This window comes from Erwinia sp. BNK-24-b, assembly GCF_047456155.1.
Lineage (GTDB): Bacteria > Pseudomonadota > Gammaproteobacteria > Enterobacterales > Enterobacteriaceae > Erwinia > Erwinia phyllosphaerae.
The window spans coordinates 679905-693343 of the sequence record NZ_CP179901.1 but is presented as its reverse complement, the minus strand read 5'-3'; the positions used below and the strand labels follow the sequence as shown (position 1 = coordinate 693343).

13 protein-coding genes are annotated in these 13439 nt (G+C 55.5%); 4 read left to right on the top strand and 9 right to left on the bottom strand.

The window, feature by feature from the left end; all coding sequences use genetic code 11:
- Positions 1–201 precede the first annotated feature (201 nt).
- Positions 202–1203: an HTH-type transcriptional regulator GalR gene (galR, locus tag ACMGGR_RS03240; protein WP_414148149.1), complete on the top strand. Its 1002-nt coding sequence runs from the start codon at positions 202–204 to the stop codon at positions 1201–1203.
- Here galR and lysA read toward each other — a convergent pair.
- Positions 1200–2450: a diaminopimelate decarboxylase gene (gene lysA / locus ACMGGR_RS03235; RefSeq protein ID WP_414148148.1), complete on the bottom strand. Its 1251-nt coding sequence runs from the start codon at positions 2448–2450 to the stop codon at positions 1200–1202. The genes galR and lysA overlap by 4 nt on opposite strands.
- A gap of 159 nt (positions 2451–2609) precedes the next feature.
- Here lysA and ACMGGR_RS03230 point away from each other — a divergent pair, with 159 nt between their 5' ends.
- Positions 2610–3527, top strand: a complete 918-nt coding sequence (locus tag ACMGGR_RS03230; RefSeq protein ID WP_246760081.1) for a LysR family transcriptional regulator — start codon at positions 2610–2612, stop codon at positions 3525–3527.
- A gap of 4 nt (positions 3528–3531) precedes the next feature.
- On the opposite strand, the gene ACMGGR_RS03225 is transcribed toward ACMGGR_RS03230, so the two are convergent.
- Entirely contained in the window at positions 3532–4695 is a 1164-nt protein-coding gene (locus ACMGGR_RS03225) for an MFS transporter (protein WP_414148147.1), read from the bottom strand.
- Between the two features lie 468 nt (positions 4696–5163).
- On the opposite strand from ACMGGR_RS03225, the gene ACMGGR_RS03220 reads away from it, so the two are divergent.
- Complete coding sequence (locus ACMGGR_RS03220) at positions 5164–5787, top strand: serine protease (protein ID WP_246760079.1); 624 nt, start codon at positions 5164–5166, stop codon at positions 5785–5787.
- A gap of 140 nt (positions 5788–5927) precedes the next feature.
- Here ACMGGR_RS03220 and lysS read toward each other — a convergent pair whose 3' ends face one another.
- The 7 genes from lysS to xerD form a co-directional block, all read right to left on the bottom strand.
- Positions 5928–7448: a lysine--tRNA ligase gene (gene lysS / locus ACMGGR_RS03215; RefSeq protein ID WP_414148146.1), complete on the bottom strand. Its 1521-nt coding sequence runs from the start codon at positions 7446–7448 to the stop codon at positions 5928–5930.
- A 2-nt stretch (positions 7449–7450) separates the two neighbouring features.
- Positions 7451–8549, bottom strand: a protein-coding gene (prfB, locus tag ACMGGR_RS03210) for a peptide chain release factor 2 (protein WP_246760077.1) whose coding sequence is annotated in 2 segments (ribosomal slippage) — positions 7451–8473 and positions 8475–8549 — 1098 coding nt in all. Because the reading frame shifts where the segments join, the coding sequence is not laid out codon by codon here.
- 161 nt (positions 8550–8710) lie between these two features.
- Positions 8711–9001 carry a hypothetical protein gene (locus ACMGGR_RS03205; protein ID WP_414148145.1) on the bottom strand — a complete coding sequence of 97 codons (291 nt, stop codon included), beginning with the start codon at positions 8999–9001 and terminating at the stop codon, positions 8711–8713.
- 16 nt (positions 9002–9017) lie between these two features.
- Positions 9018–9407, bottom strand: coding sequence for a type II toxin-antitoxin system RelE/ParE family toxin (locus ACMGGR_RS03200; protein ID WP_414148144.1), 390 nt, complete (start codon positions 9405–9407; stop codon positions 9018–9020).
- Between the two features lie 44 nt (positions 9408–9451).
- Positions 9452–11167, bottom strand: a complete 1716-nt coding sequence (gene recJ, locus ACMGGR_RS03195; RefSeq protein ID WP_246760074.1) for a single-stranded-DNA-specific exonuclease RecJ — start codon at positions 11165–11167, stop codon at positions 9452–9454.
- A gap of 5 nt (positions 11168–11172) precedes the next feature.
- On the bottom strand, positions 11173–11871 hold the full coding sequence (gene dsbC, locus ACMGGR_RS03190; RefSeq protein WP_246760073.1) for a bifunctional protein-disulfide isomerase/oxidoreductase DsbC: 699 nt from the start codon (positions 11869–11871) through the stop codon (positions 11173–11175).
- Between the two features lie 44 nt (positions 11872–11915).
- Entirely contained in the window at positions 11916–12809 is an 894-nt protein-coding gene (xerD, locus tag ACMGGR_RS03185; protein WP_246760072.1) for a site-specific tyrosine recombinase XerD, read from the bottom strand.
- Between the two features lie 96 nt (positions 12810–12905).
- On the opposite strand from xerD, the gene fldB reads away from it, so the two are divergent.
- Complete coding sequence (fldB, locus tag ACMGGR_RS03180; RefSeq protein WP_246760129.1) at positions 12906–13424, top strand: flavodoxin FldB; 519 nt, start codon at positions 12906–12908, stop codon at positions 13422–13424.
- Positions 13425–13439 lie beyond the last annotated feature (15 nt).

Genomic DNA, 13439 nt, shown 5'->3' with positions numbered 1-13439 from the left:
AATGATTCCGGCTGGTGTTATCTTTTCTGGCAACCAGATTACCATTTTTTTCGCGCGCCGTTGAATCCCCGTCCTGGTGGCTGGATCGCCAATCAATTAACGGCTTTGCGACGGCGGCTACATTCTGTGTGCTTGAAGTAACAGGAAATTTCCGCAACACTTAGCGCAATGTAAACGTTTACCCTGGAAGGTTTTGGAACTATGGCCACCATTAAGGATGTTGCCAGGCTTGCGGGCGTTTCCGTTGCCACGGTTTCCCGCGTGATTAATCATTCGCCCAAGGCGAGCGAGGCTTCCCGACTTGCCGTCAACAGCGCGATGGCTGAGCTGCAGTATCATCCCAATGCCAATGCGCGCGCGCTGGCGCAGCAGTCCACGGAAACCATGGGGCTGGTGGTGGGCGACGTTTCCGATCCCTTTTTTGGCGCGCTGGTTAAAGCCGTGGAGCAGGTCGCCTACCGCACCGGCAACTTTTTACTGATCGGCAACGGTTATCACAACGAGCAAAAAGAACGTCAGGCCATTGAGCAGCTTATTCGCCATCGCTGCGGCGCGCTGGTGGTCCATACTAAAAAAATTCCCGATGCCGATCTGATTCCGCTAATGGAGCAAATCCCCGGTATGGTGCTGATCAACCGCACGCTGCCCGGCTTTGGGAAACGCTGTATTGCGCTGGATGATCGTTATGGTGCCTGGCTGGCGACCCGTCATCTGATTCAGCAAGGTCATCACAATATCGCTTTTATCTGCTCAACCCATTCCATTTCCGACGCGGAAGATCGTCTGCAAGGCTATTACGATGCGCTGAGAGAGCACGGCCTGCCCTGCAACGATCGGCTGGTGGCCTTTGGCGAACCGGATGAAACCGGCGGCGAACAGGCGATGACGGAACTGCTGGGACGCGGCAAGCCTTTCACTGCCGTAGCCTGCTATAACGACTCAATGGCGGCAGGATCGCTGGCGGTGCTGAGCGATAACGGCGTGCGCGTGCCGGAAGAGATGTCGCTGATTGGTTTTGATGATGTGCTGGTGTCGCGCTACGTGCGTCCAAGGCTGACGACGGTGCGTTACCCTATCGTCACCATGGCGCAGCAGGCAGCGGAGCTGGCGTTAGCGCTGGCGAATAACCAGCCGCTGCCTGAGGTGACCAATATGTTTAGCCCGACGCTGGTGCGCCGTCATTCGGTGGGCTCGCCGGACTAAATTTCCAGCGCCAGCAGTTCCTGCACGGTTTGCGCACGACGGATCTGACGCGGCTGGCCGTTTTCAAACAGCACTTCCGGCAGCAGCGGACGGCTATTGTAGTTGGACGACATAGAAGCCCCGTAAGCGCCGGTATCGTGGAAAACCAGATAGTCGCCGGGCTTCACGGCCGGCAGGGCGCGGGTCTCAACGTTGCCGCCTTCCAGCTGGGTAAAGACATCGCCCGATTCACACAGCGGTCCGGCCACCACGCTTTCGATAGTCTCCTCTCCCAGCTCACGTCCGTCACCGGCCATTGCGGAAATGTGGTGATAGCTACCGTACATGGCGGGCCGCATCAGATCGTTAAAGCCCGCATCTACCAGCACAAAATGGCGGCTACCCATCTGCTTAACGGCCCGAACCTGGGAGACCAGCACGCCAGACTCGGCAACCAGAAAACGGCCCGGTTCGATTTCAAGCTTGACCGCATGGCCCAGATGTTGCGCTACGCGCTGGCGAGCCGCATCCCACAGGCCAAAATAGTGTGCGGTATCGATCGCCTCTTCACCAAAACGGTAGGGAATAGAAAGCCCGCCGCCTGCGGAAATAGCCTGTACATCCTGACCACAATCGACAACCAGCTTGACCATCGCATCGCATACCTGCTCCAGATGACCATAATCAACGCCGGAACCAATATGCATGTGAATGCCGACCAGCTGCAATTGATGCTGCTCTACCGCAGCCAGCGCCAGCGACAGATCGCCGTGCCAGATACCGTGCTTGCTGTTTTCACCGCCGGTATTGGTTTTCTGGCTGTGACCATGACCAAAGCCGGGATTGACGCGCAGCCAGACCGGATGGCCCGGCGATACCGCGCCCAGCTGGTGCAGCATATCAACAGAGCCGGCGTTGACCGGGACACGTAGTTCCGCGAGGCGAGCCAGCGTCGGCTCATCAATAACATCAGCGGTAAAGACGATATCTTCACCGCCTGGCTGGAAACCCGCCGCCAGCGCGCGCTCAATTTCACCCAGCGAAACAGAATCTACGCGCACGCCCGCCGCCTTCATCAGACGCAAAATATGAATATTTGAGCAGGCTTTTTGCGCAAATCGCACCACGTCAAACTGCTTTAGCTGCGCGATGCGCTGTTGGATCACCGCAGCATCATAGGCCCAGACGGGGCCGCCATACTGACGTACCAGCGGCAGCAGGTTGTCCTGAGTCAATGCGGTTTCGGTGTTGTTAAGCAAGCGTGGCATCGGGCTATCTCCTGGAACGCGTTCTTATAATAAAACTCTCAGCAGAGCGCTTTAAGTTTGGCTGAGATGATTACGCCACGGCAGGAGCTGAATGAAAAATATCTGTTTTAGCGCACTCTATTCATCCATGATATAGCTTTGCTTTTTCAGGACGTTTATATGGCTGGCGTAACCTTACGGCATATCGAAATTTTTCATGCGGTGATCACCAGCGGCAATTTGACCGAAGCCGCGGCAATGCTGCACACTTCACAGCCGACGGTTAGCCGCGAACTGGCAAGGCTGGAAAAGCTGATCGGACTGCAGCTGTTTGACCGGATACGGGGCCGCCTGCAGCCGACCGCTCAGGGGCTGCGGCTGTTTGAAGAGGTGCAGCGCTCCTGGTACGGTCTGGACAGAATTCTTAACGCCGCCGAGGGACTACGCCAGTTTCGCCAGGGCGAGCTGTCTATCGCCTGCCTGCCGGTTTTTTCCCAGTCGCTGCTGCCCACGCTCTGCCAGCCGTTTTTGCAGCGCTATCCCGACGTCAGTATGAATATCATTCCGCAGGAGTCACCGCTGCTGGAGGAGTGGCTCTCGGCGCAGCGCTATGATTTGGGCCTAACCGAAACCAGCCAGACGCCTGCCGGAACGGAACGCTGTGAAATTTTCACCGGTAATGAGGTGTGCGTTTTGCCCGTCGGGCATCCGCTTGCGAGTAAAGCCTGTTTGACGCCGCAGGATTTTGCTGGTCAGAACTACATCAGCCTGTCGCAAACCGACAGTTATCGCCAGCTGTTGGATCACCTGTTTCATGAACAGAACGTACAGCGCAGGATGGTGATGGAGACGCATAGCGCGGCATCGGTTTGCGCGATGGTCAGAGCAGGCGTCGGCGTGTCGATAGTCAATCCGCTAACCGCGCTGGATTACGCCGACAGCGGCGTAGCAATCAGGCGCTTCAGCATTGAGGTACCTTTCACCGTCAGCCTGATCCGACCACGGCACCGCCCTTCTTCGGCGCTGGTTGACGCTTTTATTCTGCATTTGCAGCAGCATATCGGCCTGTTCAACCAGCGCGCGCGGGGACTGGATTAAAAAATCAGGCGCAGGCAGGCTGCCGCTGTGCTTTGCTGCGGCGGAAAGTCAGCAGACAAATAAGCAGACCAATCACGGCCAGCACGGCTGCCGCTACCGGCACAGAGGTCAGGCCGTAGCCGCCATCGATCACCGCGCCGCCCGCCCAGGCACCAAATGCGTTCCCCAGGTTAAAAGCCGAAATATTCAGCGTAGAAACCAAATTAGGCGCATCTTTACCGTGGCGTACGACGTTAATTTGCAGGCCAGGCACGGTTGCAAAGGTCGCCATCGCCCACAGGAACAGCGTGACTTCCGCCAGCCAGGGAGCATGGCTGGTCCAGCTGAACGCCAGCGAGAACAGCGCAATCAGCGAAAAGCTAAAGATCAAACTGAAAGAGACCTTCCAGTCTGCCAGCTTACCGCCCAGGATATTACCGACGGTCAGCCCGCCGCCAATCAGGAACAGCGTCCAGCTAACGCCCTTATTGCTCAGGCCGGTCACCTGGAGCAGCAGCGGTGCAATATAGCTGAACAGGGCAAACATTGCGGCGGCAAAGCAAACCGTCATCAGCAGCGACAGCCACAGCTTGCCGTTGGCTAACGCGCCGATTTCGCTGGCCAGATGCACAGGTTTCTCATCGCGGTTGGTCGGCAAACTGACAATCAGCGCGATAAAGGCCAGGATACCGATGACCGCCACGCCCCAAAAGGTAGCGCGCCAGCCAAACAGCTGCCCAAACCAGGTGCCCAACGGCACGCCCAGCACGTTAGCCAGCGTCAGTCCGGTGAACATCAGCGCTACTGCAGACGCCTGTTTGCCTGGCGCAACCAGACTCGCAGCCACTACTGAGCCAATGCCAAAGAAAGCCCCGTGACAAAGCGCCGTGATCACGCGCGCTGCCATCAGCAGGTTATAGCTATAAGCCAGCGCGCAGAGCACGTTGCCAACGATAAAAATCGACATTAGCAAAATTAACGTGCGCTTACGCGGCAGGCTGGCGGTCAGCAGCGCCATAATTGGTGCACCTATCGCCACGCCAAGTGCATAGCCGCTGATCAGCCAGCCTGCGGAAGGAATGGTGACGCTTAAATCACCAGCCACTTCCGGCAACAGCCCCATAATGACAAACTCCGTGGTGCCGATAGCGAAAGCGCTGAGCGCCAGCGCCAGTAATGAAACGGGCATTTTATTCTCTCCAGAACGGGACACTCACTGCCTGTACAGCAGCGGCCGTCAGATTCAGTTAAAAAAAATATTACAAAACATGAATTTTGATTTACGTCACAGAAAGAAGTAAAGCACAGCTTGTCAGGGACTTATACCCTCTTTCAGGCAACAATATGTTGCCTGAAAGGCAATAATAAACGTCAAACGTTGCAATACGGCCGCTTTTTTACCCTTTTTCTGCCGATTTTTCGTGCGTACGCCTGGCTATACTTTTCGTTATGTTGCGCTTTTTTTACTAATTACGGTCAGGTAACAGAGAAACAACGGGGTTATCCATTACGAAAAATTATCAATTATTTGATAATCTTTTGGCGCTAACTGAGGTTAAATAGGTAAAGTTTTCTGAGTGTTGGCCGATACCTCGATGATGGATGCAACGGGCGTTTATTGAGCTGTGCTTGATCGATTCATTCTCGGGGAGTAAAGATGCGACTGGCTATCTGTCTGCTGGTGTTGTTGATGACCGGGTGCTCGGTAGGAAAGTATGAGTACAGCAGCGAAGCGGAAAAACGCGTGGACATGACCGTTACCGGCATTCCCACCATTCTCGGCGTCGGCACGCTGGGCACCACTATTCCCCTGACGGCCGATTACAGCCTGACGGCGGCACACGTGGCGAAATATTCACTGTATCGCGTTAAGTCGCGCCATCCAGAATGCGATCTGGCGGTGGTTTACCACAAAAACGGCAATGTTCCCGCCCCGCATTTCCGCAATGGCTTTATGGGCGACAAAATCAATCTCTACGGCTATAGCTTTATTTCAGCCATGCCGGTGGCCTCTACCGGCACCAATCTGGTTAATACCGGGCTGAAAAATGACTGGAACAAGCTGAGCTGCGTAGTTGTGGCCTCCAATGCCGGCGTTGTGCAGGGAATGTCAGGCGGCGCGGTTTATAACGCTTCCGATGATTCTATTGCAGGCGTGATCGTGGGGTATTCCGACAGGATTAACGACCTGAAAACGGGTAAAACGCTCTATAAAAACGTCTCTTTATATGTGCCCTATGCCCGCTTTAAGGACTGGCTAAATGAGGCCATTAAATCCTGATGACGGCAGCCTGAGAAGCTTTAGCGCAACGTTACTGTTCGTTGTCGCGCCAGCATCGTTCGTCGCGGCTTAGGCACCCGCTTTCGCCATCGCAAAAAAAAACCCTGTCGGCGTGACAGGGTTTACATCTTGCTGAAAACTTACTTGCCTGACGGACGCAGCGCCGGGAACAGAATGACGTCGCGGATGGTATGGCTGTTGGTAAACAGCATGACCATACGGTCAATACCGATACCCAGACCCGCCGTTGGCGGCAGACCGTGCTCCAGTGCCGTCACGTAGTCTTCGTCATAGAACATCGCTTCGTCATCGCCAGCATCCTTCGCGTTCACCTGCTGCAGGAAGCGTTCGGCCTGATCCTGCGCATCGTTCAGCTCGGAGAAGCCGTTACCGATTTCACGACCGCCGATAAAGAATTCAAAGCGATCGGTAATTTCCGGATTGACGTCGTTACGACGCGCCAGCGGCGAAACTTCTGCCGGATATTCGGTGATAAAGGTTGGCTGGATCAGGTGGCTTTCTGCCGTCTCTTCGAAGATCTCCGTGACGACACGGCCCAGGCCCCAGCTTTTTTCAATTTTGATGCCCAGCGACTGTGCAATAGCAGAAGCTTTATCAAAGTCGTCCAGGTCGGCCAGGTTGGTTTCCGGACGATATTTCTGGATCGCCTCTTTCATGGTCAGCTTGTCGAACGGCTTACCAAAGTCGAACTCCTGATCGCCATAAGGCACCACGGTAGTCCCCAATACGTCCTGCGCCAGCGTGCGGAAGAGGCTTTCGGTCAGCTCAATCAGGTCTTTGTAATCCGCATAGGCCATATAGAGTTCCATCATAGTGAACTCTGGATTGTGGCGCGGTGAGATCCCTTCGTTACGGAAGTTACGGTTGATTTCGAACACGCGATCGAAACCGCCGACCACCAGACGCTTCAGGTAAAGTTCTGGCGCGATACGCAGATACATATCAATATCCAGCGCATTATGGTGAGTGATAAACGGACGGGCAGACGCGCCGCCAGGAATCACCTGCATCATTGGCGTTTCTACTTCCATAAAATCGCGGCCAACCATAAAGCTGCGGATACCGGCCATAATCTGCGAACGAATTTTAAACGTCTTGCGGGATTCTTCGTTAGCAATCAGATCCAGGTAACGCTGGCGATAGCGGGTTTCCTGATCGGCCAGGCCGTGGAACTTGTCCGGCAGCGGGCGCAGCGCTTTGGTCAGCAGACGCAGTTCGCTACAGTGAATGGACAGCTCGCCGGTTTTGGTTTTGAACAGCTTACCGCGGGCGCCGACGATATCGCCAAGATCCCACTTTTTAAATTGTTCGTTATAAATGCCTTCTGCCAGATCGTCACGAGAAACGTAAAGCTGAATGCGGCCGCCGACGTCCTGCAGCGTAACGAATGACGCCTTGCCCATGATACGGCGCGTCATCATACGACCCGCTACGCTGACCTCAATGCCCAGCGACTCCAGCTCTTCATTCTCTTTGTCGCCGAATTCAGCGTGCAGACGATCGGAAATATTGTCGCGACGGAAGTCGTTAGGAAAGGCCACGCCATTTTCACGCAGCAAGCCCAGCTTTTCACGACGCGCTTTCAGTTCGTTATTCAGTTCCAGCGCGGCGTCGGCGCCCTGCGGATGTTGTTCTGACATGTTTATAGCCCTGCCTTCAAACTTGCTTCAATAAATCGGTCCAGATCGCCGTCCAGCACCGCCTGAGTATTACGGGTTTCCACGCCGGTGCGCAGATCCTTAATGCGTGAGTCGTCAAGCACATAGGAGCGAATCTGGCTGCCCCAGCCGATATCGGACTTGTTATCTTCCAGCGACTGTTTTTCAGCATTTTTCTTTTGCATTTCCAGTTCGTACAGCTTCGCCTTCATCTGCTTCATCGCCTGGTCTTTGTTCTTGTGCTGAGAACGGTCGTTTTGACACTGGGTCACGGTATTGGTTGGAATGTGCGTGATACGTACTGCCGATTCCGTACGGTTAACGTGCTGACCGCCCGCGCCAGAAGCACGGTAAACGTCAATGCGCAGGTCGGCCGGGTTGATTTCGATATCAATGTCGTCATCAACTTCCGGGTAAACAAACGCGGAGCTGAAAGAGGTGTGGCGACGGCCGCCGGAGTCGAACGGGCTTTTGCGCACCAGGCGATGCACGCCGGTTTCGGTACGCAGCCAGCCAAAAGCGTAGTCGCCGCTGATGCGCAGCGTGGCGGATTTGGTGCCGGCCACTTCGCCTTCTGACTCTTCGATAATCTCGGTTTTGAAGCCTTTCGCCTCTGCCCAGCGCAGATACATGCGCACCAGCATGCTGGCCCAGTCCTGCGCTTCGGTGCCGCCGGAACCGGCCTGAATATCAATGTAGCAGTCGGCGCTGTCGTATTCGCCGGAAAACATGCGGCGGAACTCCAGCTCGGCCAGCTTCTTGTCCAGCCCGTCCAGCTCGGCGACGGCTTCGTTGAAGGTCTCTTCGTCGTCCGCTTCCACGGCCAGCTCCAGCAGGCCGGAAACGTCATCCAGGCCCTGGCTCAGCTGATCCAGCGTTTCAACGACGGCTTCCAGCGCGGAACGCTCTTTGCCCAGCGCCTGCGCGCGTTCGGGCTCGTTCCAGACGTCCGGCTGTTCCAGCTCGGCGTTTACTTCTTCCAGGCGCTCTTTCTTGGCATCGTAGTCAAAGATACCCCCTGAGAACGCTGCTGCGCTCAGTGAGATCCTGAATACGGTTCTTTACCGGATTAATTTCAAACATGATTTAGATCTTCAAAAGTCTGCAATGTAACTATGCAGTTTAACCGAATTTGTGGGCGGTTTGTAGCTTTAGCGAGGAGGGAGTTTCGGGCCGCCAGAAACGCTGATAACGCTTCCGGCGCGGTCACTTTATTAAAAATCTGCTTTTATATATTTCTTATTTCAGCCAGCAATCTTTCTGAAATTTTTAATTTCTGCTAGTGAAGACTGGGTTGTGTCCGCTTTGATTTTATGAATTGCGCTGGTAGCACGGCCACTACTTTGGTTAAGATTTAAAGCCAGTCTGGTTGCGCCCAGGCTCTGCCCTGTCACCGGATGACGGCTATCTGCAGAATGACGCGGCTGTTTTTCCTGTGCGGGCTGCGGCCGGGAAGAATGTAATGCGTTAATTTTTATCAGTGAAGAAGCCTCAAGTAATCCCAGTTGAGCGAGTCTGGCAGCTTTACGCTGCATTCTTAACAAACGGTCATCAGACATCGTGATTTACCTCTCTGTATTCTTGCGCCTCTAAGGACAAGGCAATTTGCTCATCGGTCCATGACATTATATCACCCGCTGTAATTTTATACGCCTCCAGAAGCCATTCCGGTATCTCTTTTTGCCCTTTTGGCACTTCATTTTTACTATAAACGTCAATGAAGAAGAGCGTTTCTCCCCTTCTAAAAGAGACGATACTTCTTAAGCCATCACGGCGTCCCTGCCCTCCCGCAGGAATGCGTTTTTTATAGAGCAGGTTAGCAACCAGCTCGCCATCATTTAAGCCTCGCGCAACTTCCTGGGCCAGAGCAAAAAGAAGACGATCGCTGACATTTTGCCTGCGCAGTTTTTTGTCCAGTTCCGTATCAATGTAAACCCGCATGTTCCTCCCTGAACCTGTCCCGGTTTATCCTTTTTTAACAAGTCTTACAGCGGCCAGAGGTGCTCAATAATCAGCTGCACGCTACGATTGCCGCGAAACTCGTTGATATCCAGCTTGTAGGCCAGTTCAACCTGTTTCACGCTGGGATCGGGCCAGAGCGTGGTATCAATATTAAAAGCGATACCGTCCAGCAGCGGGCCGCCGCCCAGCGGTTCCAGCATCACTTTCAGATGGCGCTCGCCGACCAGACGCTGCTGAATAAGCTTAAACTTGCCGTCGAACTGCGGTTCCGGAAACGCCTGACCCCACGGACCCGCTTCACGCAGCAGTTCCGCCGTGGGTAGCGTCAGCTCCTGCGCCATCAGCTGGCCGTCAGACCAGACCACGCCCTGTAACGACTCTTCGTCCAGCCATTCGCCAATCAGCTCGCCGAAGCGCTGGCGAAACTCGTCGAACCTGTCCGCTTCCAGCGATAAGCCTGCTGCCATCGCGTGGCCGCCGAATTTAATAATCAGCCCCGGGTAGAGCGTGTCCAGGCGTTCCAGCGCGTCACGCATATGCAGCCCAGTAATGGAACGGCCTGAGCCTTTTAGCGTGCCGTCACCGGCAGGAGCAAAAGCGATCACCGGCCGATGAAAACGCTCCTTCAGCCGAGAAGCCAGAATGCCGACCACGCCCTGGTGCCATTCCGGATGGTACATAGCGATACCGAGCGGCAAGGCTTCGCTGCTGCGCTCCAGCGCGTCGCACAGCGCCAGCGCTTCCGTCTGCATGCCCTGCTCAATCTCTTTACGCGTCTGGTTCAGCGCATCCAGCTCGCTGGCCAGCATACGGGCCTGAGCGATATCTTCGCTCAGCAGCAGCGCCACGCCGACGGACATATCGTCCAGCCGACCGGCGGCGTTCAGCCGTGGCCCAAGCGCGAAACCCAGATCGCTGGCGGCCAGCTGGCGCGCATCGCGATTGGCGATCTCCAGCAGCGCCCTGATACCTACGCGGCATTTCCCGGCGCGTATACGGCTTAGCCCTTGCCAGACCAGGATACGGTTATTGGCGTCCAGCGGCACAACGTCTGCGACGGTGCCTAACGCGACCAGATCCAGCAGCTCGGCGAGATTTGGCAACGTCGTCACGCCGCTATCGCGTAGTCGTGCCCGTAGCGCCAGCATCAGATAGAAAGCGACGCCAACGCCCGCTAAAGAGCGTGAAGGAAATTCGCTTTCGGCAAGATTAGGGTTAACGATGGCTTCGGCATCCGGCAGCGTTTCGCCAGGCAGGTGGTGATCGGTAATCACTACCGCAATCCCTTTTTCATGCGCCAGAGTCACCCCCGCATGAGAAGAGATGCCGTTATCCACGGTGATAATCAGCTGCGCGCCGCGCGCCGCCGCCTGCTCCACCACTTCCGGGCTCAGGCCGTAACCGTCGTCAAAGCGGTTTGGCACCAGGTATTTAATATTGCGGCCGCCCATGCTGCGTAGCGCCAGCACGGTCAGCGCGGTGCTGGTGGCACCATCGGCATCGAAATCGCCGACGATCATGATGCACAGATTATCCGCGATGGCTTTTTGCAGAATTTCCGCCGCCCGCTCAATACCGCTGAGCGAGTGGAAGGCGTGCAGATTTTTCGCGCCGCGCTCCAGTTCGACAGCCTGCTTAACGCCGCGATGCGCGTAAAGCCGACGCAACAGAGGATGAATATCGGGAAGCTCGCTCTCCTGCACCGCTACACGGCGGCGTAATTCAGTTTTGCCTTTCACCGGGTTCAGCCGCCCGCTTTCTGGCTATCAAGCAGCTTCTTCATCTCTTGCGGCCCCTGATAGCCCGGGATCATCATGCCGTTTTGCAGCAGAATAGCCGGCGTACCCTGAATACCGTACAAAATGCCCAGCTGGTACTGCTTAGCCAGATCGATTTTGCAATCTGCTGCCGTTACCGCTTCGCCTTTCATCGCTGCATCAAACGCTTTTCTGCGATCGGCCGCGCACCAGACGGACTTCATATCTTTAGCAACCTGGCCGTTCATGCCTTCACGCGGGAAAGCCAGGTAGCGCACGGTGATGCCCAGCGCGTTGTAGTCTGCCATTTGCGAATGCAGTTTGTGGCAGTAGCCGCAGGTGATATCGGTAAATACCGTAATGACATGCTGCTCTTTTGGCGCTTTATACACGATCATTTCGCCGCTTAAAGCCTCGACTTTTTTCTCCAGCAGTTTGTTGGTCACGTTGACCGGCTGGCTGCCGCTGACGTCGTACAGCGGCCCCTGAATAAACTGTTTTCCGTCTTCGGTAACATAAAGCACGCCGCTTTCGGTCAGTACGGTTTTCATCCCGGGCAAAGTGGACGGCTGAATCTCCATCTGCTGCAGTCCCAGCTTCGCCAGGGATTGTTTAATGGCCGCATCGTCAGCCTGGGCAAGGCCAGCCGCCATCAGCAGAGAAAGTAAAAGGTAACGCTGTTTCATTTATTATCCTTGGGCCTTAGTAAGCGGGCCATGTAATCTGCGCCTTATGCGCGCGGATGATGCTGTTGATGTAGCTGCCGCAGTCGTTCGGTAGCAACATGAGTATAAATCTGCGTTGTGGATAAATCGCTGTGCCCTAAAAGCATCTGTACGACACGCAGATCGGCCCCGTGGTTCAGCAGATGCGTGGCAAAAGCGTGGCGCAGCACGTGGGGCGAAAGCTTTTCGCTGTCGATACCCGCCAGCAGAGCGTAATGCTTGATGCGGTGCCAGAACGTTTGCCGGGTCATCTGCTGCGCTCGGCTGCTGGGAAAAAGCACGTCCAGCGTCTGGCCGTTCAGTAGCCACGGGCGGCCATGCTCAAGGTAGTGTTCCAGCCAGTGCAGGGCTTCCTCACCCAGCGGCACCAGCCGTTCCTTATCGCCTTTGCCGATAACGCGAACCACGCCCTGGCGCAGACTGACGTTATTTAGCGTCAGGCTTACCAGTTCGGTAACGCGTAGGCCGGTGGCATAGAGCAGCTCCAGCATGGCCTTATCGCGCAGCTCCAGCGGGATCTCCGTAGAAGGTGCCTGCAGCAGCCGCTCGATCTGCGCTTCGCTAAGATCTTTCGGCAACCGCTGCGGCAGCTTTGGCGAGGCCAGCAGCGCGCTGGGATCGTCCTCACGCAGCTTTTCCCGATAGAGATACTGGAACAGACGGCGCATGGCGCTGAGCAAGCGGGCCGAGCTGCTGGCCTTATAGCCGCCCTCGACGCGCTCGGCGAGAAAGTTTTGCAGTCCGCTGCTTTCTACCTGCCGCAAATCTGTTTGATGGTGTGCCAGCCAGTTGACCAGCGACATCAGATCAAGACGATAGGAGGCCACCGTATTTTCCGCAAGATTGCGCTCGATCCACAGGGCATCAAGAAACTGTTCGATAAGATCGCTGTCCTGCACGTCGTCCCCTTTTCTGCCGGCCAGACGGACACGCCGCCAAAGCCCAATTCTGATATAATTCGCGCCATTGAACCAGGAGAATTGAGTAAACCGCGTATGAACATCGGCCTTTTTTACGGTTCCAGCACCTGTTACACCGAAATGGCGGCGGAAAAAATCCGCGATTTTATTGGTGAAGATCTGGTGACGCTACACAATCTGAAAGATGATTCGCCACGGCTGATGGAGCAGTACGATATGCTGATCCTGGGCATTCCTACCTGGGATTTTGGCGAGCTCCAGGAGGACTGGGAAACCATCTGGAACGAGCTCCCTACGCTCAACCTGCGGGATAAAGTCGTCGCGCTTTACGGTATGGGCGACCAGGCCGAATACAGCGAGTGGTTCCTGGACGCGCTGGGCATGCTGCATGAAATCCTGCTGCCGCTGGGCGTAAAATTCGTTGGCTACTGGCCGAACGAAGGCTACGAGTTTATCAGCAAGAAACCGCTGACCGCCGACGGCAACAGTTTTGTTGGCCTGGCGCTGGATGACGTCAACCAGTTTGACCAGACGGATGAACGTATCGCGCAGTGGTGCGAACAGATCCTGACCGAAATGGCCGCCTCGCTGTAAGCAGGCCAGAAAATG

Coding starts and splice junctions, on each gene's coding strand:
- lysA (WP_414148148.1), bottom strand. CDS start 2,450: ATGCCACGCTTGCTTAACAACACCGAAACCGCATTGACTCAGGACAAC.
- ACMGGR_RS03220 (WP_246760079.1), top strand. CDS start 5,164: ATGCGACTGGCTATCTGTCTGCTGGTGTTGTTGATGACCGGGTGCTCG.
- galR (WP_414148149.1), top strand. CDS start 202: ATGGCCACCATTAAGGATGTTGCCAGGCTTGCGGGCGTTTCCGTTGCC.
- fldB (WP_246760129.1), top strand. CDS start 12,906: ATGAACATCGGCCTTTTTTACGGTTCCAGCACCTGTTACACCGAAATG.
- lysS (WP_414148146.1), bottom strand. CDS start 7,448: ATGTCAGAACAACATCCGCAGGGCGCCGACGCCGCGCTGGAACTGAAT.
- ACMGGR_RS03225 (WP_414148147.1), bottom strand. CDS start 4,695: ATGCCCGTTTCATTACTGGCGCTGGCGCTCAGCGCTTTCGCTATCGGC.
- ACMGGR_RS03200 (WP_414148144.1), bottom strand. CDS start 9,407: ATGCGGGTTTACATTGATACGGAACTGGACAAAAAACTGCGCAGGCAA.
- ACMGGR_RS03205 (WP_414148145.1), bottom strand. CDS start 9,001: ATGCAGCGTAAAGCTGCCAGACTCGCTCAACTGGGATTACTTGAGGCT.
- dsbC (WP_246760073.1), bottom strand. CDS start 11,871: ATGAAACAGCGTTACCTTTTACTTTCTCTGCTGATGGCGGCTGGCCTT.
- ACMGGR_RS03230 (WP_246760081.1), top strand. CDS start 2,610: ATGGCTGGCGTAACCTTACGGCATATCGAAATTTTTCATGCGGTGATC.